The organism is Lactococcus cremoris subsp. cremoris KW2, assembly GCF_000468955.1.
GTDB classification, from domain to species: domain Bacteria; phylum Bacillota; class Bacilli; order Lactobacillales; family Streptococcaceae; genus Lactococcus; species Lactococcus cremoris.
In genome coordinates this window covers 2,335,505-2,355,889 of sequence record NC_022369.1, presented here as the reverse complement: position 1 = coordinate 2,355,889, position 20,385 = coordinate 2,335,505, and the positions used below count along the sequence as shown (strand labels likewise).

Annotated in this window: 23 protein-coding genes and 1 tRNA gene; 20 read left to right on the top strand and 4 right to left on the bottom strand. The window is 37.1% G+C overall.

Going from position 1 to position 20,385, the window contains the following annotated elements:
* Positions 1 to 4 precede the first annotated feature (4 nt).
* The 4 genes from KW2_RS11345 (at position 5) to KW2_RS11330 (ending at position 3,369) form a co-directional block, all read left to right on the top strand.
* On the top strand, positions 5 to 727 hold the full coding sequence (locus tag KW2_RS11345; RefSeq protein WP_011677267.1) for an aspartate/glutamate racemase family protein: 723 nt from the start codon (positions 5 to 7) through the stop codon (positions 725 to 727).
* Positions 728 to 772: 45 nt separating this feature from the next.
* Positions 773 to 1,462: a C39 family peptidase gene (locus KW2_RS11340; RefSeq protein ID WP_021038006.1), complete on the top strand. Its 690-nt coding sequence runs from the start codon at positions 773 to 775 to the stop codon at positions 1,460 to 1,462.
* A gap of 110 nt (positions 1,463 to 1,572) precedes the next feature.
* Positions 1,573 to 2,712, top strand: coding sequence for a molecular chaperone DnaJ (dnaJ, locus tag KW2_RS11335; RefSeq protein ID WP_011836127.1), 1,140 nt, complete (start codon positions 1,573 to 1,575; stop codon positions 2,710 to 2,712).
* A 129-nt stretch (positions 2,713 to 2,841) separates the two neighbouring features.
* On the top strand, positions 2,842 to 3,369 hold the full coding sequence (locus KW2_RS11330; protein WP_021038005.1) for a YqeG family HAD IIIA-type phosphatase: 528 nt from the start codon (positions 2,842 to 2,844) through the stop codon (positions 3,367 to 3,369).
* Between the two features lie 195 nt (positions 3,370 to 3,564).
* Here KW2_RS11330 and zwf read toward each other — a convergent pair whose 3' ends face one another.
* Both zwf and KW2_RS11320 read right to left on the bottom strand, forming a co-directional pair.
* Positions 3,565 to 5,076 (bottom strand): glucose-6-phosphate dehydrogenase, encoded by a 1,512-nt coding sequence (zwf, locus tag KW2_RS11325; protein WP_021038004.1) that lies wholly within the window; start codon positions 5,074 to 5,076, stop codon positions 3,565 to 3,567.
* Positions 5,077 to 5,195: 119 nt separating this feature from the next.
* Positions 5,196 to 5,375, bottom strand: a complete 180-nt coding sequence (locus tag KW2_RS11320; protein WP_011677262.1) for a hypothetical protein — start codon at positions 5,373 to 5,375, stop codon at positions 5,196 to 5,198.
* 183 nt (positions 5,376 to 5,558) lie between these two features.
* Here KW2_RS11320 and KW2_RS11315 point away from each other — a divergent pair, with 183 nt between their 5' ends.
* From KW2_RS11315 to glnA, 14 genes are all read left to right on the top strand, one after another.
* Complete coding sequence (locus tag KW2_RS11315) at positions 5,559 to 6,410, top strand: sulfite exporter TauE/SafE family protein (RefSeq protein ID WP_011836125.1); 852 nt, start codon at positions 5,559 to 5,561, stop codon at positions 6,408 to 6,410.
* The gene (locus KW2_RS11310) at positions 6,410 to 6,787 is read left to right on the top strand and encodes a DUF1634 domain-containing protein (RefSeq protein WP_011836124.1); all 378 of its coding nucleotides are present in this window, start codon (positions 6,410 to 6,412) and stop codon (positions 6,785 to 6,787) included. Before KW2_RS11315 ends, KW2_RS11310 begins: the two co-directional genes overlap by 1 nt.
* 190 nt (positions 6,788 to 6,977) lie before the next feature.
* Positions 6,978 to 7,060 (top strand) — tRNA-Leu (locus KW2_RS11305).
* 68 nt (positions 7,061 to 7,128) lie between these two features.
* Entirely contained in the window at positions 7,129 to 7,335 is a 207-nt protein-coding gene (locus tag KW2_RS11300; protein WP_003132002.1) for a hypothetical protein, read from the top strand.
* Positions 7,336 to 7,377: 42 nt separating this feature from the next.
* Positions 7,378 to 8,259 (top strand): NAD(P)-dependent oxidoreductase, encoded by an 882-nt coding sequence (locus KW2_RS11295; protein WP_021038003.1) that lies wholly within the window; start codon positions 7,378 to 7,380, stop codon positions 8,257 to 8,259.
* Between the two features lie 165 nt (positions 8,260 to 8,424).
* Positions 8,425 to 8,772, top strand: coding sequence for a YlbF/YmcA family competence regulator (locus tag KW2_RS11290; protein ID WP_021038002.1), 348 nt, complete (start codon positions 8,425 to 8,427; stop codon positions 8,770 to 8,772).
* Positions 8,773 to 8,887: 115 nt separating this feature from the next.
* Positions 8,888 to 11,410, top strand: coding sequence for a DNA mismatch repair protein MutS (gene mutS, locus KW2_RS11285; RefSeq protein WP_021038001.1), 2,523 nt, complete (start codon positions 8,888 to 8,890; stop codon positions 11,408 to 11,410).
* 109 nt (positions 11,411 to 11,519) lie between these two features.
* A complete protein-coding gene (locus tag KW2_RS11280; protein WP_021038000.1) occupies positions 11,520 to 12,215 on the top strand; it encodes a hypothetical protein in 696 nt (231 codons plus the stop codon).
* A 129-nt stretch (positions 12,216 to 12,344) separates the two neighbouring features.
* A complete protein-coding gene (gene mutL, locus KW2_RS11275) occupies positions 12,345 to 14,315 on the top strand; it encodes a DNA mismatch repair endonuclease MutL (protein ID WP_021037999.1) in 1,971 nt (656 codons plus the stop codon).
* A gap of 51 nt (positions 14,316 to 14,366) precedes the next feature.
* Positions 14,367 to 14,960, top strand: a complete 594-nt coding sequence (ruvA, locus tag KW2_RS11270) for a Holliday junction branch migration protein RuvA (RefSeq protein WP_021037998.1) — start codon at positions 14,367 to 14,369, stop codon at positions 14,958 to 14,960.
* A 146-nt stretch (positions 14,961 to 15,106) separates the two neighbouring features.
* Complete coding sequence (gene ruvB, locus KW2_RS11265) at positions 15,107 to 16,108, top strand: Holliday junction branch migration DNA helicase RuvB (protein WP_014573419.1); 1,002 nt, start codon at positions 15,107 to 15,109, stop codon at positions 16,106 to 16,108.
* A 144-nt stretch (positions 16,109 to 16,252) separates the two neighbouring features.
* Positions 16,253 to 16,690 (top strand): low molecular weight protein-tyrosine-phosphatase, encoded by a 438-nt coding sequence (locus KW2_RS11260; RefSeq protein WP_021037997.1) that lies wholly within the window; start codon positions 16,253 to 16,255, stop codon positions 16,688 to 16,690.
* Between the two features lie 100 nt (positions 16,691 to 16,790).
* A complete protein-coding gene (locus tag KW2_RS11255; protein WP_011836114.1) occupies positions 16,791 to 17,156 on the top strand; it encodes a MerR family transcriptional regulator in 366 nt (121 codons plus the stop codon).
* A gap of 61 nt (positions 17,157 to 17,217) precedes the next feature.
* Positions 17,218 to 18,558: a type I glutamate--ammonia ligase gene (glnA, locus tag KW2_RS11250; RefSeq protein WP_021037996.1), complete on the top strand. Its 1,341-nt coding sequence runs from the start codon at positions 17,218 to 17,220 to the stop codon at positions 18,556 to 18,558.
* A gap of 60 nt (positions 18,559 to 18,618) precedes the next feature.
* On the opposite strand, the gene KW2_RS11245 is transcribed toward glnA, so the two are convergent.
* Positions 18,619 to 18,819 (bottom strand): hypothetical protein, encoded by a 201-nt coding sequence (locus tag KW2_RS11245; protein ID WP_011836112.1) that lies wholly within the window; start codon positions 18,817 to 18,819, stop codon positions 18,619 to 18,621.
* 217 nt (positions 18,820 to 19,036) lie between these two features.
* Here KW2_RS11245 and KW2_RS11240 point away from each other — a divergent pair, with 217 nt between their 5' ends.
* On the top strand, positions 19,037 to 19,486 hold the full coding sequence (locus KW2_RS11240) for a hypothetical protein (protein ID WP_021037995.1): 450 nt from the start codon (positions 19,037 to 19,039) through the stop codon (positions 19,484 to 19,486).
* Positions 19,487 to 19,519: 33 nt separating this feature from the next.
* On the opposite strand, the gene KW2_RS11235 is transcribed toward KW2_RS11240, so the two are convergent.
* Entirely contained in the window at positions 19,520 to 19,792 is a 273-nt protein-coding gene (locus KW2_RS11235; protein WP_011677248.1) for a chorismate mutase, read from the bottom strand.
* A gap of 83 nt (positions 19,793 to 19,875) precedes the next feature.
* Here KW2_RS11235 and KW2_RS11230 point away from each other — a divergent pair, with 83 nt between their 5' ends.
* Positions 19,876 to 20,364 (top strand): GAF domain-containing protein, encoded by a 489-nt coding sequence (locus tag KW2_RS11230; RefSeq protein ID WP_011677247.1) that lies wholly within the window; start codon positions 19,876 to 19,878, stop codon positions 20,362 to 20,364.
* Positions 20,365 to 20,385 lie beyond the last annotated feature (21 nt).

Sequence of the window (20,385 nt, the reverse complement as noted above, 5' to 3'; positions counted from 1 at the left end):
TGTGATGGAAAACTTCTTTACAATCTTGGGAGGAATGGGTACTCTTGCTACCGAAAGTTTTATTCATACTTTGAATAAACGAACAGAAGCTCATCGTGATCAGGATTATTTAAATTATATCGTGGTTAACCATGCGACGATTCCTGACCGGACAGAGTATATTAAAAATCCTTCATTAGAAAATCCAGAAGAAAAATTGATTGATGATATAAAAATTCATAGTCAACTTTCACCAAAGTTCTTTGTGGTTCCTTGTAACACTGCTCATTATTATTTTGATGAAATGCAAAAGGCGACAGAGATTCCAATTTTACATATGCCTCGGATTGCGGTTGATAGTATTGGTCGTCACTTTTCGGATGCTAAGAGAGTCGCTGTTTTGGCAACAGAAGGAACGATTTTGACGGGAGTTTATCGTGAGGCCTTGGAAGAACAAGGTTATGAAGCGGTAATTCCAGATGAAGAGTTACAAGAAAAAGTTAATCGATTGATTTATCAAGAAGTCAAGGAAAATAGAAATCTCAACTTTGAACTTTATCATGAAATTTTATCTGATGTTGCTTCTAAAATGAACTGTGAAGTAACGATATTAGGTTGCACAGAACTGTCAGTTTTGTATGATGCTTATGATTTAACAAAAGAATATAATATAATTGATGCACAAGCTGAAACTGTACATCGAACTTTATCCATGATGGGAAAAAATGACCTACTAGATGACAATTAAAAAGAAAAACTTTTTAAAAAAAATATCGTAATTTTATTCGTTCTTGTGGCTTTGTTAGTTCTTGTGACCTATTTGTTGAATCCGAAAAATCAAGAGGACAAACAATTAAGCCCTGCATCCAAAACGTTTTATAAAACGGATAGTCAAGGAAAAGATGATTATGTTTTAATGAAAACAGGAAATATAAATCAGCTTACAATTGGTGCTTACCAGGGGTGTGAAATTGTTTCTTTTTATAATGCTCTGGTTTATCTGGATAAAACACAAGGGAAAACAGTGACTGATTGGATTGAAGAGTTACCTTATGTTGGCTGGGGAGGCGATCCTAACAGTGGTTATGCTGGGAATCCGTGGACAGCTGATGATGAGATTCCTGATGGAGGATTTCCGACAATTTGGCCAGCCGCTCTGATGAAATTCGCTCAAGATAATAATATTCAGGTGGCTGATTTGTCTGGTCAGAGTCTTGATGCAATTGAACAAGCTGTTCTATCAGAACATTTAGTTGAGATGTGGGTGACAATTGATTTTGATAGTCCTGATATTACTTATGATGAATACTACGGTTATAAGGTCGTGGCTAATACTCATGCAGTAATATTAGATGGCTACAATGAAGCGACAAAAGAGTTTCATGTAACTGACCCAATCAAAGGGAAATACTGGTTAGCTGAATCTACGGTTGCCTCAGTTTACAATGAAACAAATCAATTTGCGATTGAATTTTTAAAATAAAATTAGCACTCTGATAAAAAGAGTGCTAATTTTTTTGCCAAAAGTGGAAAAACGTGGTAAAATAGTGCTATTGAAAAATTGATTTAGTAAAGGAAGTGAGTAATTTAGAAATGAATAATACTGAATATTATGAACGACTGGGTGTTGATAAAAATGCCAGTCAAGATGAAATAAAAAAAGCTTATCGTAAAATGTCCAAAAAATATCACCCCGATTTAAATAAAGAAGAGGGTGCTGAGGATAAGTACAAAGAGGTTCAAGAAGCTTACGAAACGCTTTCTGATGAACAAAAACGAGCAGCCTATGACCAATATGGTGAAGCGGGAGCTAATGGTGGCTTTGGCGGCGGCGGTTTCGGTGGAGCTTCTGGATTCTCAGGCTTTGGCGGAGCTTCTGGCGGTTTCGGTGGTTTTGAGGATATCTTCTCAAGTTTCTTTGGTGGCGGAGGAGCGCAAGTTAATCCAAATGCACCACGTCAGGGTGATGATTTACAATATCGAATCAATTTAAAATTTGAAGAAGCTATTTTCGGCGTTGAAAAGCAAGTGAAGTATAATCGTGAAGAACTCTGTCATACTTGTGGTGGCTCAGGAGCGAAAGCTGGAACGCATCCGGAAACGTGTCATAAGTGTGGAGGTCGTGGACAAATTAATGTTGTTCGTGATACACCGCTTGGTCGGATGCAAACTCAAACAACTTGTGATGTCTGTCATGGAACAGGTAAGGAAATTAAAGAAAAATGTACAACTTGTCATGGTTCAGGTCATGAAAAAGTTGCACATACTGTTAAAGTGACTGTACCTGCTGGTGTTGAAACTGGTCAAAAAATGCGTTTACAAGGCCAAGGGGATGCAGGTGTAAATGGTGGTCCTTACGGTGATTTGTATGTTGTCTTCCAAGTAGAAGCTTCAGATAAATTTGAACGCGATGGCGCGGAAATCTACTATAAGATGCCAATGGACTTTGTTCAAGCGGCCTTAGGGGATGAAGTTGAAGTTCCAACCGTACACGGTAATGTGAAATTAAAAATTCCTGCGGGAACACAAACTGGTGCTAATTTCCGTCTAAAAGGAAAAGGAGCTCCAAAACTCCGTGGTTCTGGTAATGGTGATCAATATGTCATTATTAATATTGTCACTCCTAAGAACATGAACCAAGCTCAAAAAGAAGCTCTTCAAGCTTTTGCCAAGGCAAGTGGTATTGAAGTTTCTGGTTCTGGTAAAAAAGGATTCTTTGATAAGTTTAAATAAGAAAAAGTCGCTTGATGCGACTTTTTTCTTCTGTCAGTAATTTGATGATTCTGTTTACTGATGATAGAGCTGTCAGTAATTCTAGGGAGGAAAACAGGAATTTCTGTCAGTTTTTGATATAATAAGGGCATGAAAATTGATAATTATAAGCCTGATTATTTAGTGGAAGCTGTCTATCAACTGGATCCGAAACGTCTACAAGCACTAAATGTTCGTGCAGTAATGGTGGATTTGGACAATACTTTAATTGCCTGGGATAATCCTGACGGAACTCCAGAGCTTTTGGCTTGGCTTTCAGAAATGCGTGAGAATGGCTTGAAAGTTGTTGTTGTATCAAATAATAAACAAGCAAGAGTCGCTCGAGCTGTGGAAAAGTTTGGGGTTGTTTATATCTGGCGAGCAATGAAGCCTTTTGCCTGGGGGATAAAAAAAGCTTTAAGATTACTTGATGAGCGTCCTGAAAATGTGATTATGGTTGGTGACCAATTAATGACAGATATCAGAGCTGCTCACAGAGCTGGCGTGAGAAGTATTTTGGTGAAACCTTTGGTCGAATCAGATGCTTGGAGTACTCAAGTTAATCGCTGGCGTGAACGACGAGTTTGGAGCAAATTGATAAAACGGGACGGTGAACCTGTGTGGAAAACAAGTCTATAAAAAAATTAAAAGGAATTTTACCTGTGGAAAAATAAATCCACAAGTAAAATCCTTTTTTTATCCTATTTTACTATTGAAAACATAAAGTTTTCCACAGAATTGTGAAGTCTTTCCACAAATATGTGGAAAACTGTGTAAAAGTTTGTGGAAAACGTAAAAAAACCTATCTTGCTTACTGATAGGTTTTTATATTTATTATTTATCGTAGTAACCACGTTCTTGATACCAGACATCAGGCTGCCAAGCCCATTCATGCCCTTCTTTTTCGAGTAAATCAAAGGCAGCTTTAGGTCCCATAGTACGAGCAGCATAAGTTGGGAGTTCAGAGGTTTCTTTATCCCAAGCTTCGCGAATAACATCAATAAGTTCCCAGGCACGAGCGGCTTCTTCCCAGTGAGAGAAGTTCGTACCATCTCCATTAAGAACATCTAAAAAGAGTTTTTCGTATGCTTCGGGAGAATTTCCAAGGAATTCACTGTCGTGACGGAAATTCAAGCGCAAAGGTTCTAAGTGGAAACCTTGACCGGCTGCTTTTCCGTTAACAGAAAGTGAAAAACCTTCTGTTGGTTGAATATAAATAGTTAAAATATTTTGTACAGACTGGTCATCGCAATTGTCAGCAAAAAGATTATCAGGGTCTTTTTTGAATACAATATTAATGCGAGTTCCTTTTTCAGTCATTCGTTTTCCTGAGCGAACATAGAAAGGAACACCTGACCAACGTTCGTTATCAATAACAAACTTCCCTGCGGCGAAAGTTTCAGTTCGGCTATCTGGAGCAACGGAATCTTCTTCACGATAGCCTGAGTAATCTTCGCCATCAAAGCGACCAGCTACATATTGACCACGTACAAAGTTATTTAAAGCTTCCTCTGGAGAATATTGACGCATGGCATTGAGTGCCTTAACTTTTTCTTTGACAATATGGGCTTCGTCAAATTTTTGAGGTTTTTCCATCGCAATCAGACTGAGGACCTGTAAAACGTGATTTTGAATCATATCTTTCAAAGCACCAGAAGTTTCGTAATAACCTCCGCGGTCTTCAACGCCGATAAATTCAGCAAAAGTTATTTGGACATTGTCAATGTGCTGATTATTCCAAATAGACTCAAAAATAGGGTTGGCAAATCGTACAGCTGAAACAGCTTGAATCATTTCTTTACCGAGATAGTGGTCAATTCGGAAGATTTGTTCTTCAGTAAAAACTTTAGAGAGGCTGTCATTGAGTGATTTTGCAGTATTGTAACTTGTACCGAATGGTTTTTCGATAACGATTCGTTCAAAACCTTCACCTGTCAAAATATTTTCTGATTTGAGGTGTTCGGCAATAGTGCCAAAGAATTGGGGAGCCATGGCGAGAAAGAAAACTTGATTTCCAGCTGTTTTATATTGTTTACGTAGACTTTCGCCCAAGTCTTTCAAATTAACATAATGTGAACTATCACTAACGTCATGACTTTGATAGTAAAAATGGCTTGCGAAGTTTTCGGCTTCTGTTTTTGAATTCATCAAATCTTTGATTGATTCTAAAACAACTTCACGATAATAATCATTTGTCCAAGGACGACGGGCTGTTCCAATTACGGCAAAATTTTCAGCCAATTCGCCTTTTTTGAAAAGACGAAAGAGTGAAGGGTAGAGCTTTCTCTTAGCGAGGTCACCAGTTGCTCCAAAAATGGTGAAAAGTGCTTGTTTTTGTTCGGTCATATTTTTTCCTTTTTTAAAAAACAATAATTAATTTACTGACAGAAATAAAAAGCTAGATATCATTAAAATTAGAAATCCTAATTCACTGACAGACTTATTAGAATTTCTGTCAGTAAAATTTAACCATTAGCATTACTTTCGTTGACATAGTCATGAGCATACTGTTCAATATCAGCTTTAAGTTCTGCTTTCATTTCTTGAAACTCAGCCTCACTATATTCACGTTCGGCTACTTTAGCATTATAAAAGGGAATGGCTAACTCCTGACGAAGTCGCGCTTCAAGTTCTTGTCTATTCATTTTAACCTCCAATAAGTTGCCTCAAAAACTCTTGTGAAGCATTAATCTTATAAGAATTATATCATAAATTGGTATTGTAAAAAATAGAATAAGATTTAAATGTTCTTGATAAGCTTCTTAATCAAACGAACAAGCAGCTTTAAAAAGTTTTTGGTAGAATAGGGATATTAGATTGGAGAACACATGTCTTTATTAGTATTTACTCTGTTGATGTTACTTCTTGGTTTCGTCGCAGGGGTTTTTGGCTCAATTTTGGGTCTTGGGGGTGGAATTATTATCACTCCTGTTATTACGACATTTTTTGGTGTGGATATTAAATACGCCATTGGTGCAAGTATTGTTGCCGTTATTGCAACAAGTTCTGGTGCGGCCATTTCTTATTTGAAAGATGATATGATTAATGTCCGTACGGCTATGTTTTTAGAAATATTTACCACAATTGGTGGTTTAGTTGGTGCAATCTTAGCCGGATTTTTTGATGCTACGATTTTGAATATCTTATTTGGTTGCCTTTTGATTTTCCAAGGCTACAATATGTGGCGAAAAATGCATAAAGGTGAAGAAGTCGTTCAAAATGTTGAGTCAGATAAAATAGCTGAAAAATTAAAATTAAACTCAAGCTATTATGATAAGCAACTTGGCAAAGAGATTCCTTACCAAGTAGAAAAAGTTCCTGGCGGTGCGGCTGTTATGCTTGGTGCTGGTGTGGCATCGGGTCTTTTGGGAATTGGTTCTGGGGTCTTTAAGGTTATGGCGATGGATTCAATGATGAAAATGCCTTTAAAAGCTTCAACAGCGACTTCAAATTTGATGATTGGGGTGACGGCGGCAGCTTCTGCAACGGTTTATTTTTTCAATGGTTATGTTAATCCAAGTTTAGCAGGACCTCTTGCTATCGGGATTGTTGCTGGTGCTGCTTTAGGTTCAAAAATTATGCCTAAATTGCCAGCGAAAACAATTCGTTTGATTTTCATTCCAGTTATTTTAATTATGGCATTGCAAATGTTGCTTAAAGGATTGGGGGTATCATTCTAATGGTAAGTAAAGAATTGACAAAAGAAGAATTACTCAAAATAGAGCGAAATATCGGGAAAATTCTTCGTGTTGGTGTATTCGTGAGTACTACAGTCATTATTATTGGAATTTTGATGTTTCTTTTAAGTGGTCATTCAGGCTACGCTGAAGGAGTTTGGCCAGATAAATTTAATGAAATTTTAAGTGGTTTAGTTGAATTTAAAGCATTGGCTTGGTTAATGACTGGTTTGTTCCTCTTAATTTTGACTCCTGTTTTGCGAGTGGTTGCTTCAATTGTGGCTTTTGCTAAAGAAGGAGATAAACTCTATGTGGCAATTACAACTTTGGTTTTGATTATATTAATTGTTGCAATGTTTGTAGGGCATGGAGGTGCTTAGATAGGGCGTCATAGCGGATTTTCAACTTGCATTTTTTCTATGAAACTGATATTATAGAAAAGTGTTGTGGGGCTTATCTCTTACGGCTCATCAAGGTGAGTTACAAAAAGGATAAGGTCCCCCGAAGGGGAAGTGCCTTTGGAGTAGTCGCTTAAGCGGCTTACGTAAAAGGACAACGTTATGACCCGAAGGGGAAGTGGTGGAATGGCAGACACGCATGCTTCAGGTGCATGTGCGAGAAATCGCGTGAGGGTTCAAATCCCTTCTTCCCCATGATTAAGTGGACGGTTGGCTGGAAGCTGGCCGTTTTTTGCTCTTTTGAGCTTTTAAGAGGGAGAATTATGACTAGACTAACAAGAGAAGAACTAGAGAAAATCATTGATGAAAATCCTTTACGCTCTTTATCAAGTATTGGCGAAGAAACAGGGAATTCACGAGTGGCTATTGAAAAATGGTTGAAAACTTATCAGTTAGATGAATATCGTAATCGGAAAATCAAACGTTTGCGGGGTGATAAAGCCCGTAAACGTCGTGATTACCAAAACTAAATTAAACAGATTTTAGAAGTCTGATAAATAAAAGGAGAGCTTATGTCAAAAATTGCATTTATTGGTACAGGCGTGATGGGAGCTGCTATGGCAGGTCATCTGATGGACGCTGGGCATGATTTAATTGTCTATAATCGTACAAAATCAAAAACGGATGGTCTTGTAGCGCGTGGGGCAGTTTATGCTGAAAATCCACAAAAGGCTGCAGCCCAAGCCGATTTTGTCATTACAATTGTTGGATATCCTAAGGATGTTCGCGAAGTTTATTTTGGTACAGAAGGAATTTTTAAAAATGATTGTTCAGGAAAAATTCTTATCGATATGACCACAACTGAACCGACTTTGGCTCAAGAAATTTATCAAGAAGCCAAAAAAGCTGGTGCCTCTGCACTTGATGCCCCTGTTTCTGGAGGAGATTTGGGTGCAAAAAATGCGACACTGACCATTATGGTTGGTGGTGATTCAGAAACTTATGAAAAAGCTCTGCCTTTGTTTGAAAAAATGGGAAAAACAATCACTCATCAAGGTGTGGCTGGGAGTGGTCAACATACCAAAATGGCTAATCAAATTTGTATTGCAGGAACAATGACTGGAATGACAGAGCTTTTAGCTTATGCCCAAAAAGCTGGATTAGATTTGGATAAAGTTTTAAATACTGTTGGAGGAGGTTCAGGTGCCACCTGGTCTTTAGCTAATTATGGTCCTCGTATACTCCGTGAAGATTATAGTGCTGGATTTTTTGTTAAGCATTTCATCAAGGACTTAGGGATTGCACTTGCTGAGGCTGATAAAATGAATCTTGAGCTTCCGGCAACTAAAGGGGCAAAGGAACTTTATGAGCAATTAGCTGACAAAGGTTTTGAAAATGATGGAACACAAGCTTTGATTAAACTTTGGTGGCCAGAGGGACATCGCCCAGAATGATAAAGTCAAAATAAAAATTAAGCCTGATTATTCAGGCTTTTTTTACAGATATCAAAAAACAGGCTATGGATTGATTGAAAAAATGTTATAATTATCTTATAAAGTCTAAGAGTTTTAATGAAAGAAATAATTAGTAATTAATGAAAATTTAAGGAGGGCTTGAGAATGCACTATGATGATTTAGTGGACTTGCTTGTTAAGAAAATTAAAAATCTCGATTATGTTAAAGAATTTCAACAAGCAGAAGAAGCATTGATGGCAAATCAAGAACTTTTTAAATCACAAGATGAAATGAAAGCTTTACAAAAAGAAGCTGTTTTATATCAAAAAATTGGCAAAATACAGGCCTATAAAAAAACATCACAAGCTGCCCAAATGATTGAAAAACGGATCAAACATCACCCCTTAGTTGAGGACTATGCCACAAAATTAGAAGATGTGAATGATTTGGTGCAGTATATCACCGGTGAATTGGAAGAAAAAGTAAATCTTTTGCTAGGAACTGGTGAATAAAAAATGCTGAAGAAAATCTGTCAGTAGAAATGTAATGAAAAAATACTGACAGACTTGCTGACAGATAGGTTAGTATCTTTTGTCAGTATAATTTAGATGGGATAGGAAGAAAAAAATGGCTGAAAAAATTTCACCAGGAATGCAACAATATTTAGACATCAAACAGGATTATCCCGATGCTTTTTTGCTCTTTCGGATGGGTGATTTTTATGAACTTTTCTATGAGGATGCGGTAAATGCCGCTCAAATATTAGAGTTAACCCTGACTTCAAGAAACAAGAATTCCGAAAATCCAATTCCGATGGCTGGCGTGCCCCACCATGCGGCAACTGAATATATTGATAAATTGGTTGACTTAGGCTATAAAGTGGCAGTTGCTGAGCAAATGGAAGACCCGAAAAAAGCGGTAGGAATTGTCAAACGTGCCGTGACACAAGTCATTACACCAGGAACGACAATTGATACTGCAAATTCAGTTGATAATAATTTCTTAGTAGCGATTGATTTTAAAGCTAAACGTTATGCCCTCTCTTATATGGACTTATCAACTGGGGAATTCAAGGTGACAGAGCTCAGCGAATTTTCAGCAGTCGTCGGGGAAATTGCCTCGCTCAAAGCGCGTGAAATTGTTGTTGGTTTTCCTTTAGATGAGGCTCAAGTAAAAGTTTTTGAAAGACAAATGAATCTTTTGATTTCAGAACAATTTGAGATTCCTGAAAATTTACTGATAGAATTATCAGGACTGACCACCTTAGAAAATCAAGCCGCTTCAAAATTATTGGCTTATGTTAAAGAAACGCAAATGCGTGACTTGAGTCACTTACAAGAAGTTGAGCACTATGAAATTAAAGATTTTTTGCAAATGGACTTTGCGACGAAATCTTCTTTAGAGCTGACAGCAAATAAAAGAGAAAACAAAAAACATGGGACCCTTTACTGGTTGCTTGATGAAACAAAAACAGCGATGGGGACGCGCATGTTACGTTCGTGGATTGACCGTCCTTTAGTTTCAAATTCAGCTATTCAAAAAAGAATGGAAATTGTCCAAGTTTTCTTAGACCATTTCTTTGAACGTTCTGATTTAATAGAGGCTCTTAAAGGAGTTTACGATTTAGAACGTTTAGCTTCTCGGGTTTCTTTTGGTAAGGCTGTTCCTGTTGATTTTTTGCAGCTGGCTAATTCCTTATCAAATGTTCCTGCCATCAAAAATATTTTGGAAGTTCTTGATGAAACGCCCTTAAATGAGTTAAGAAGCCAATTGGATGAAATTCCGGAATTGTCTGGCTTGATTAATTCTGCCATTAGTGAAAATGCCTCAAGAACGATTACCGAAGGGGGCATTATTAAAAAAGGCTATAATGTTCAATTAGATAAATATCGTGAGGCTCTTGAAAATGGAACTTCGTGGATTGCAAAATTGGAAGCAGATGAAAAAGCAAAAACAGGTATTTCTACACTGCGAATTGATTATAATCGCAAGGATGGTTATTATTTCCATATCACCCAAAGTCAGTTGAATAGTGTACCTGAACATTTTTATCGTAAGGCAACTCTGAAAAATTCTGAGCGTTTTGGTTCTCAGGAATTGACTGAAATTGAAGAAATTATGTTGGAAGCGCGTGAAAAATCATCTTCTCTGGAGTATGATTTATTCATGGGACTTCGGGCTGAAACAGAACAGTATATTGGCAGACTTCAAGCTCTAGCCAAAACTATTGCTGAAATTGACTGTCTGCAAAGTCTTTCTGTGGTTGCAGAAAAACAAGGATATATCCGTCCGACGCTTACAGAAGGCTCAAGAATTGTTGAAATCAAAGGGGGACGTCATGCCGTAGTTGAAGCGGTCATGGGAGCTCAAGAATATGTCCCAAATGATATTGAACTGCCCGAACAAACTGATATTCAGCTCATCACAGGTCCGAATATGTCTGGGAAATCGACTTATATGCGTCAGTTTGCGCTGACAGTGATTATGGCTCAGATTGGATCTTTTGTCCCAGCCGAAACAGCTAATTTACCAATTTTTGATGCCATCTTTACACGGATTGGTGCCAGTGATAACTTGATTTCAGGGGAATCAACCTTTATGGTTGAGATGTCTGAGGCCAATCATGCCATTCAAAAGGCGACAAGTCGCTCTTTGATTATCTTTGATGAGCTGGGGAGAGGAACGGCAACTTATGATGGGATGGCTCTCGCTCAAGCGATTATTGAATATGTTCACGAACATATTGGAGCAAAAACACTTTTTGCTACTCATTATCATGAATTGACTGATTTAGATAAAGAACTTGATCATTTAGATAATGTTCATGTTGCAACTTTGGAGCAAAATGGAAATGTAACCTTTTTACATAAGATTACAGATGGACCAGCCGATAAATCCTATGGGATTCATGTGGCAAAAATCGCTGGCCTGCCACAGACTTTGTTAGAGCGAGCAGATTTGATTTTGCAGAAGTTAGAAAATAAACCTTTACCAGCAAAAAAAGTTGCTGACGAACAAGAACAACTCAGTTTATTTGATTTTGCTGAAAATTCGTCTGAAATTATTGAAAAAATAAAAGGACAGAATGTTGATAATATGACTGCAAGAGAAGCCTTGAATTTCTTGTGGGAACTTAAAGATTCACTCTGATTAGGTAACAAGCTTATTTTACAAATAAGTTAAGAAAAAACGCTATAATTGTTTAAAAGAAATTCATTTAAAAATGAATTGAGCGGAGCTAACGAAAAAAGGAGCTAACATGGAAAATGAAAAAGAGATTCAAGGACAAGAAATCAATGAGAGTCCTGAAACACAAGAAGAGACAGTAGTAGAGGCGAAAACTGAAAATCAGACTTCACAAGAAGAGCCTTCTAAAGCTGAAATTGGAGAAGAAATAATCTCAGAACCAGTGATTGCAGAAGGAGAAGTTTCTGAGCCGGTGATTGAAGAAGCTGTCATTTCAAAACCTCTTCAAGCAGAAAGTGAAACTTCTGATTTTAGTTCAATTGTAAGTCCGGATTTATCTAAACAATCTGCCTACGCTGATATTCCCGTTCAGACTTTATCTGAAGAGGGGGATGAAATTAAGACCAAATGGAACTGGGGAGCTTTCGCTTTAACAATGTGGTTTGGGATTGCCAATCGCGCTTATTTGGGACTTTTGATTCTACTTACTTTGGTACCATGGGTAGGTTGGATTTTTGGGATTGTATGGATGATTGTTTTTGGTTTCCATGGTGAAAAATGGGCACTTGAAAACCGAGATAATAAATATCGTGATGAGGAAGAGTTCCGTAAGGTCATGGACGGTTGGAACCGAGCAGGATTCGTTGCATTCATCATTGGAATTGTATTATTTGTGATTGCAATTTTGATTCTTATTTTCGTATTAGTCTTTGCTTTTAACAACTATAATAATTTTGATAATGGATACCGCGATTTTGGAAACTACTAATTAATGCAAAAATGATAGACAATTTTCATCTTGTCTATCATTTTTTGTCAGTAAAAAATGAAAAGCGAGCCCATGCTTTTTGTGTTATAATTAGAATTAATTTTATAAAAACAAGAGAGCGAGATTATTGTGGGAAAAATTATTGAACTAAATGAAGCGCTCGCCAATCAAATTGCTGCTGGAGAGGTGGTTGAGCGGCCTGCTAGTGTTGTCAAAGAATTAGTCGAAAACTCAATTGATGCTGGAAGCAGTAAAATTATTATCAATGTTGAAGAAGCAGGTTTGCGATTAATTGAAGTCACAGATAATGGTTTGGGCTTAGAAAAAGAAGATGTGGCTTTGGCTTTGCGTCGTCATGCGACAAGTAAAATCAAAGATTCAGCTGATTTATTTCGAATTAGAACGCTCGGTTTTCGGGGTGAGGCTCTGCCGTCAATCGCTTCTGTCAGCCAGATGACGATTGAAACAAGTAATGCTCAGGAAGAAGCTGGGACAAAACTGATTGCCAAAGGTGGGACGATTGAAACTTTAGAACCACTTGCAAAGCGGTTAGGGACAAAAATTTCTGTTGCGAATCTTTTTTATAATACACCAGCAAGGCTCAAGTATATCAAGTCTTTACAGGCTGAACTTTCTCATATTACAGATATTATCAATCGTTTGAGCCTCGCTCATCCAGAGATTTCTTTTACTTTAGTTAATGAGGGTAAAGAATTTTTGAAAACGGCGGGAAATGGAGACTTGCGCCAAGTGATTGCTGCAATTTATGGCATTGGAACGGCGAAAAAAATGCGTGAGATTAATGGCTCGGACTTAGATTTTGAACTGACAGGTTATGTCAGTTTACCCGAGCTGACAAGAGCGAATCGTAACTATATCACGATTTTGATTAATGGTCGATTTATCAAGAATTTTTTGTTGAATCGAGCAATTTTAGAAGGTTACGGGAACCGATTGATGGTTGGACGTTTTCCTTTTGCTGTTTTATCAATTAAAATTGACCCTAAATTAGCAGATGTCAATGTCCATCCGACAAAACAAGAAGTACGTTTGTCTAAGGAACGTGAATTGATGACTTTAATTTCTAAAGCGATTGATGAGGCCTTATCAGAAGGGGTTTTGATTCCAGAAGCTTTGGAAAATTTGCAAGGTAGAGCCAAGGAAAAGGGGACTGTTTCTGTTCAAACGGAACTTCCTTTACAGAATAATCCTTTATACTATGACAATGTTCGTCAAGATTTTTTTGTCAGAGAAGAAGCGATTTTTGAAATCAATAAAAACGATAATTCAGATTCTTTGACTGAACAAAATTCTACTGATTATACAGTTAATCAGCCAGAAACTGGTTCTGTCAGTGAAAAAATTACGGACAGAACTGTCGAAAGTTCAAATGAATTTACTGACAGAACCCCAAAAAATTCTGTCAGTAACTTTGGAGTTGATTTTGATAATATTGAGAAGCTGAGTCAGCAATCAACTTTTCCCCAACTAGAATACTTGGCACAACTGCATGCGACTTATTTACTTTGTCAGTCAAAAGAGGGTCTTTATTTGGTTGACCAACATGCGGCTCAGGAGCGAATCAAGTATGAATATTGGAAAGATAAAATCGGCGAAGTGAGCATAGAGCAACAAATTTTACTTGCGCCATATTTATTTACTTTACCCAAAAATGATTTTATTGTTTTAGCTGAGAAAAAGGATTTGTTACATGAAGCAGGGGTTTTCTTGGAAGAATACGGAGAAAATCAATTCATATTAAGAGAACATCCGATTTGGTTAAAAGAAACTGAGATAGAGAAATCAATTAATGAAATGATTGATATTATTCTCTCATCAAAAGAATTTTCACTCAAAAAATATCGGCATGATTTAGCCGCAATGGTTGCTTGTAAAAGCTCAATCAAAGCCAACCATCCCCTTGATGCCGAGTCTGCTAGAGCTTTGCTTAGAGAATTAGCAACTTGTAAAAATCCTTATAGTTGTGCGCATGGACGGCCAACGATTGTTCATTTTTCAGGAGATGACATTCAAAAAATGTTCCGCAGAATCCAAGAAACGCATCGTTCAAAAGCGGCCTCTTGGAAAGATTTTGAGTAAAAGAAAAGAACTGGCAGCGGTCAGTTAATCAAAAAATTAGAAAAGTAAAAAATGTTTGAATATCTAAATGGAAAATTAGTTAAAATTTCCCCAACAAATATCGTGATTGACCTATCGGGAATAGGTTATCTTATCAGCGTAGCCAATCCTTATGCTTGGTCTGCTTTAATGAATACAGAAGTAAAGATTTATGTTCATCAAGTTATTCGGGAAGATGCACATAGCTTATATGGTTTTGTTAATGAGGCTGAAAAAGCTTTATTCTTGCGCCTAATTAGTGTTTCAGGAATCGGGCCAAAGTCAGCTCTAGCTATTATTGCGGCAGCTGACAATGAAGGTTTAATCAATGCTATCGATAATAGCGATATTAAGTATTTGACGAAATTTCCAGGAGTTGGTAAAAAAACAGCCATGCAAATGGTGCTTGATTTAGCTGGGAAATTTGATGCGACAGGAGCTGTTGGGATTTCCCTTCTTGATGCTGCGCCTGCTGGTAATCTGGCTTTAGAAGAAGCCATTGAAGCTTTGCAAGCTTTGGGCTATAAGGCGACAGAACTCAAGAAAATTGAGAAAAAATTGGCGCAAGAAGCCGGATTAACCAGTGAAGAATATATCAAATCAGCCTTAAAACTTATGATGAAATAAAAGTTACTGACAAAAATCTAGCTGTCCTGTGATCAGGCTGTCAGTAAAATACCAACAGCTAGAGAAGTAATTGTTATTCGTAAGTGAATCTTTAAAGTTGATAAAAGCACTGACAGCACATGAATTTCTAAAAGGAAGTCGAAACGATGAATGATATATTAAATAAAGAGCCAATGGAAGAGGATTATGGCATTGAAAAATCTCTTCGCCCGCAATTTTTCAATCAATACATTGGTCAAGACAAAGTCAAAGAACAGTTAGAAATCTTTATTAAAGCGGCAAAAATGCGGGAAGAAGTTTTGGACCATGTTTTACTCTTTGGTCCTCCCGGGCTTGGTAAAACAACCATGGCATTTGTGATTGCCAATGAACTTGGGGTTAATATTAAACAAACCGCTGGTCCTGCTATTGAGAAACCAGGTGATTTAGTCGCAATTTTGAATGAATTAGAACCTGGGGATGTCCTATTTATTGATGAAATTCATCGGATGCCCATGCAGGTTGAAGAAGTGCTTTATAGCGCCATGGAAGACTTCTACATTGATATCATGCTTGGTTCTGGTGACGGCTCACGTTCGGTCCATTTAGACTTACCACCTTTTACTTTGGTTGGCGCAACAACGAGAGCTGGGATGCTTTCTAATCCATTGCGGGCCCGCTTTGGTATTTCTAGTCACATGGAATATTATCAAGAGCGTGATTTAGAGGAAATTGTTAAAAGAACAGCTGATATTTTTGAGGTTGAAGTCATTGATAATGCTGCTATGGAAATTGCTTTACGCAGTCGTGGGACTCCGCGGATTGCCAATCGTTTACTTAAACGAGTGCGTGATTTTGCCCAAATCATGGGTGATGGACGAGTGGATAAAGCTATTACAGACAAAGCCTTGACAATTCTTGATGTTGATGCTGCTGGTTTGGATTATATTGACCAAAAAATATTGCGCACAATGATTGAAATGTATCACGGTGGACCTGTTGGAATTGGGACTTTGGCAGTAAATATTGCTGAGGACCGCGAAACTGTCGAAGACATGTATGAGCCCTATTTGATTCAAAAAGGATTTTTGATGAGAACTAAACAGGGACGTAAAGTTACCCAAAGAGCTTATGAGCATTTGGGTTACGTTTATAATGAAGAGGAATGATAGAAATTCTAAAAGGAAAAGTTTGTCAGATTTTGGCAAGCTTTTTCCTTTTAGAATTCTGTCAGTAATATCTTATGAAATAAGGTATAATAGAATAAATGCCCAAAATTAGTTAATCTATAAATTATATAAAGTAAGGAACTCATGGAAAAAATTGTTTTTGTCTGTTTAGGAAATATTTGTCGTAGTCCAATGGCAGAATTTGTCATGAAAGATTTAGTGCTGAAATCAGAACACGAGTCCGAATTTATTATTGAAAGTCGTGCAACATCTTCTTGGGAGCACGGGAATCCAATTCACAGAGGTACTCAAGAAAAGCTGAGAGAACAAGGGATTGATTTTGATATCCATAAAAGCAGCCAAAAAATTACTAGCACTGATTTCTATGCGTTTGATAAAATTATCGCAATGGATGAATCTAACTTAAAAAATCTAAGGGAAATGGCGCCCGCTGGAACAGCTCATAAAATTGAAATGCTTTTAGATAATGACGTTCCAGACCCTTGGTTTACGAGAGATTTTCAAGAGACTTATCAACTGGTTAATGCAGGTTGTCAAAAATTATTAGATAAAATTGTCTAATAAATTTCAAATAAAAAGAACTGATGTGAGAAAATCTCACATTGAAGCTTGACTTTGCGAAAGACAAGGTCTATAATGATACGTATGGAGGCGAGATTTGGTGAAAGAACGTGAATTAAGACGCTCTATGGCGGTACTTCCAATAGGAACTGTCATGAAACTCACTGACTTAAGCGCAAGGCAGATTCGTTACTACGAAGAGCAAGAGCTTATTTTCCCAGAGCGAAGTGACGGTAATCGTCGCATGTATTCGCTCAATGACATAGATGCCCTTTTTGATATTGCTGATTTACTGCAAGAAGGCAATAATATTGCGGATATCAAGGAAATTTATGCAAAAAGGGATGCTAAAAAAGCTCAAACTTTATCTATCGGAGAAGTCCACCATGCACTTGAACGCGAATTTGCCCAGCAAGGGAGATTCGGGACTCCTAATCCCACTCATTTTACCCAACCGCGGATGTAAATTTGGTTGACATAATTTGTCAAGCAAGTTTACAGCGAAAATTTAACTAGGAGAGTAAAGCATGACAATCACAGCAGCAGACATTCGTCGCGACGTCAAAGAAAAGGATATCAAATTCTTGCGTTTGATGTTTACAGACATTCTTGGAACACTTAAAAACGTTGAAGTTCCAGCAACAGATGAACAATTGGACAAATTATTTGAAAACAAAATGATGTTTGATGGTTCGTCAATTGAAGGATTCGTTCGTATCAATGAATCAGACATGTATCTTTATCCAGACCTTGACACTTGGATTGTTTTTCCTTGGGGTGACGAGTATGGTAAAGTCGCAGGTGTAATTTGTGATGTTTACACTCCAGAAGGTGAACCTTTCGCTGGAGACCCACGTGGTGTCTTGAAACGTAACCTCAAATCAATGGAAAAATTAGGTTTTAAGAACTTTAACCTTGGGCCTGAGCCTGAGTTCTTCCTTTTCAAACTTAATGAAAATGACGAACCAACACTTGAAGTAAATGACAAAGGTGGATATTTTGACCTTGCCCCAACAGACCTTGCAGGAAATACAAGACGTGAAATCGTTAATGTATTGACAGACCTTGGATTTGAAGTGGAAGCTTCTCACCATGAGGTAGCTATCGGTCAACATGAAATTGACTTTAAATACACTAATGCTTTAAAAGCGTGTGATAATATTCAAATCTTTAAACTTGTTGTTAAAACAATTGCGCGTAAACATGGTTTACATGCAACGTTCATGGCAAAACCAGTTCATGGGATCAATGGTTCTGGAATGCACTGTAACATGTCTTTATTTACTGAAGATGGTGCCAATGCTTTTGCTGATCCAGCTGGAGATATGGGACTTTCAGATGTTGCTCATAGCTTTATCGCCGGACTTTTGAAACATGCTTATAACTTTACAGCCATCACAAACCCAACAGTTAACTCATACAAACGTTTGGTTCCTGGCTATGAAGCCCCAGTTTATGTTGCTTGGGCTGGACGTAACAGATCACCGTTGATTCGCGTTCCTGCTTCACGTGGCTTGTCAACTCGTGTAGAACTTCGTGCCGTTGACCCAACAGCAAATCCATATCTTGCTTTGGCTGTTCTTTTGGCAGCAGGTCTTGACGGTGTTGAAAATAAATTGGAAGCACCAGAAGCAATTGAATCAAACATTTATGTGATGACTGAAGAAGAACGCAAAGCACATGGAATTACAGATTTGCCTTCTACTCTACACAATGCGGTTAAGGCTTTGCGCGAAGACACAATCGTAACGGAAGCACTTGGCGAACACGTTTTGGTTAACTTTGTTGAGGCGAAGCGTATCGAATGGGCAAGCTATGCACAATTTGTATCACAATGGGAAATTGATAATTACTTAGAACTTTACTAATATATAAATATATAAAAAACACTGACAATGTCTGTCAGTGTTTTTATTTCATTCAATTTTTTAATCAATTTCAGTAATTGTCAAGACGTTGAAAGCAGTTTTTCCGTCTTCAGCAATTAAAAATCCTTTGTGGTCTGCAACGTAATCAATTGCTGCTTGAAAATCAGCGAATTCTTTAACGATTGAGCAAGTGTTTACTGCGCCGACATAATTGTTTTCAGAGTCCTCGTAGTAATTGATTCCTTTAAATTTAAATTTCATAATAAAAAGTCCTTTCTTTGTTATAGTTTTATTATAGCAAATGGCCCTTATTTTTTATTGATAAAACTTTACATCAGGTTTGAAGTTACAAAAAGAGCCAGATTTTTTGAAAATTTCACAAAGTCAGTGTAAACTTGAGATAGGTTTTATGAATTTAAAAGGAGAAAGGAAGCGAATCCTAATACTTTTGATAAAAAGTAGGTTTGCATAGGAAAATATGGAACTTAATAATTTGAAAGATTCACTGACTACTTTGAAATATGGTGAAATTGCTACAGTTGCAATGATTGACCGAGGGGCATATGCGGAAATTGAGGAGTCGATTGAAGCAGAAACTAAAGATGATTCAAAGGTCGATTCAGGAGTTTTTAAAGAATTGGCTGCAATAGTTAAGGATAAAGATGAAGATTTAGTGGTAGTTGGGCGCTCAGATATTGACCGTGCTTTAACAGCAGAAGACTTTGCTCACTTTATTGGTCAAATGACTAAGGAAAAACACATTGTTTTGGTTGAGTGTCTTTATTTAGGAACGACTGAAATCAAGGGATTTTTAAATGCTTTGAAAGAACAGGGCCTTTTAGAAAATAGTAAATTGATTTTACTTGATTTACCACAATTAGAATATATGATGTTGCGAGACAGTTTAGCTGGACAATTTAAATTATAAAAAAATTACTGACGAATTTTTGTCAGTAACTTTTTATTTTTCTCGTTTTTCTTTTTGATAGAGACGAGAATTTTTCATTATATCTTTATATGTATTAATAATTGTTTCTTGATAAGCAGGATTTTCAGTATTTTTCCGCGCTAAATCCAAAACGGCTTGTTCGCGTGAAGCATCTAAAATAGTAATTTCTTGCTTTTGTTTTTCTTGGCTAATTTCTTGAACAATTGTCATACGTTTTTCAAGAAGTCGAACGATTTCTTGGTCCACTTGATCAATATTGTTTCGAAGTTCTTCTAGTTTATTCATGGTTTTTATTATATCAAAACTAATCTAAAATTTGCCTTTAAAAAATGATATAATGAGTTATATTATTTTTGAGGAGCAACAAGATGAATAAACAAGAAAAAATCGAAGGTTATGAGTTGCTTAATTTGCAACTAAAAGCACTGTTGAGTGAACAAAATTATACACTCTCGAATTTAGCAAATGCAAGTAGTTTGCTTTGGAGCTTCTTGCCTGAGCAAGTCTACACTGGTTTTTATCTATATAATGGGGATAAACTAATTTTAGGACCCTTTCAAGGTTCAGTTTCTTGCGTTGAAATTGTGATGGGTAAAGGAGTTTGTGGAGAAGCAGCTCAAACTCGTCAAACAATGATTGTTGAAGATGTAAAAAAACACAAAAATTATATTTCCTGTGACGGACGTGCGATGTCTGAAATTGTGGTACCAATGGTTAAAGATGGCAACTTGGTGGGAGTTCTTGATTTGGACAGCTCTGAGGTTGGTTTTTATGATGAAATTGACCAAAAATACCTTGAAGAATTTGCTAGTATTTTATGTGACATGACCGATTTTAAATTTTTCGAAGTAGGTTAAGTCAAAAATTTGAAGAATATC

Excerpts from the sequence above, each read along its gene's own strand:
- KW2_RS11245 (WP_011836112.1), bottom strand. The coding sequence starts at position 18,819 with ATGAAATTTAAATTTAAAGGAATCAATTACTACGAGGACTCTGAAAAC.
- ruvB (WP_014573419.1), top strand. The coding sequence starts at position 15,107 with ATGAATGATATATTAAATAAAGAGCCAATGGAAGAGGATTATGGCATT.
- KW2_RS11235 (WP_011677248.1), bottom strand. The coding sequence starts at position 19,792 with ATGAATAAACTAGAAGAACTTCGAAACAATATTGATCAAGTGGACCAA.
- KW2_RS11300 (WP_003132002.1), top strand. The coding sequence starts at position 7,129 with ATGACTAGACTAACAAGAGAAGAACTAGAGAAAATCATTGATGAAAAT.
- KW2_RS11260 (WP_021037997.1), top strand. The coding sequence starts at position 16,253 with ATGGAAAAAATTGTTTTTGTCTGTTTAGGAAATATTTGTCGTAGTCCA.
- KW2_RS11320 (WP_011677262.1), bottom strand. The coding sequence starts at position 5,375 with ATGAATAGACAAGAACTTGAAGCGCGACTTCGTCAGGAGTTAGCCATT.
- KW2_RS11280 (WP_021038000.1), top strand. The coding sequence starts at position 11,520 with ATGGAAAATGAAAAAGAGATTCAAGGACAAGAAATCAATGAGAGTCCT.
- dnaJ (WP_011836127.1), top strand. The coding sequence starts at position 1,573 with ATGAATAATACTGAATATTATGAACGACTGGGTGTTGATAAAAATGCC.
- KW2_RS11230 (WP_011677247.1), top strand. The coding sequence starts at position 19,876 with ATGAATAAACAAGAAAAAATCGAAGGTTATGAGTTGCTTAATTTGCAA.
- zwf (WP_021038004.1), bottom strand. The coding sequence starts at position 5,076 with ATGACCGAACAAAAACAAGCACTTTTCACCATTTTTGGAGCAACTGGT.
- KW2_RS11240 (WP_021037995.1), top strand. The coding sequence starts at position 19,037 with ATGGAACTTAATAATTTGAAAGATTCACTGACTACTTTGAAATATGGT.
- KW2_RS11330 (WP_021038005.1), top strand. The coding sequence starts at position 2,842 with ATGAAAATTGATAATTATAAGCCTGATTATTTAGTGGAAGCTGTCTAT.
- KW2_RS11315 (WP_011836125.1), top strand. The coding sequence starts at position 5,559 with ATGTCTTTATTAGTATTTACTCTGTTGATGTTACTTCTTGGTTTCGTC.
- KW2_RS11295 (WP_021038003.1), top strand. The coding sequence starts at position 7,378 with ATGTCAAAAATTGCATTTATTGGTACAGGCGTGATGGGAGCTGCTATG.
- mutS (WP_021038001.1), top strand. The coding sequence starts at position 8,888 with ATGGCTGAAAAAATTTCACCAGGAATGCAACAATATTTAGACATCAAA.
- glnA (WP_021037996.1), top strand. The coding sequence starts at position 17,218 with ATGACAATCACAGCAGCAGACATTCGTCGCGACGTCAAAGAAAAGGAT.
- KW2_RS11310 (WP_011836124.1), top strand. The coding sequence starts at position 6,410 with ATGGTAAGTAAAGAATTGACAAAAGAAGAATTACTCAAAATAGAGCGA.
- KW2_RS11290 (WP_021038002.1), top strand. The coding sequence starts at position 8,425 with ATGCACTATGATGATTTAGTGGACTTGCTTGTTAAGAAAATTAAAAAT.
- KW2_RS11345 (WP_011677267.1), top strand. The coding sequence starts at position 5 with ATGGAAAACTTCTTTACAATCTTGGGAGGAATGGGTACTCTTGCTACC.
- ruvA (WP_021037998.1), top strand. The coding sequence starts at position 14,367 with ATGTTTGAATATCTAAATGGAAAATTAGTTAAAATTTCCCCAACAAAT.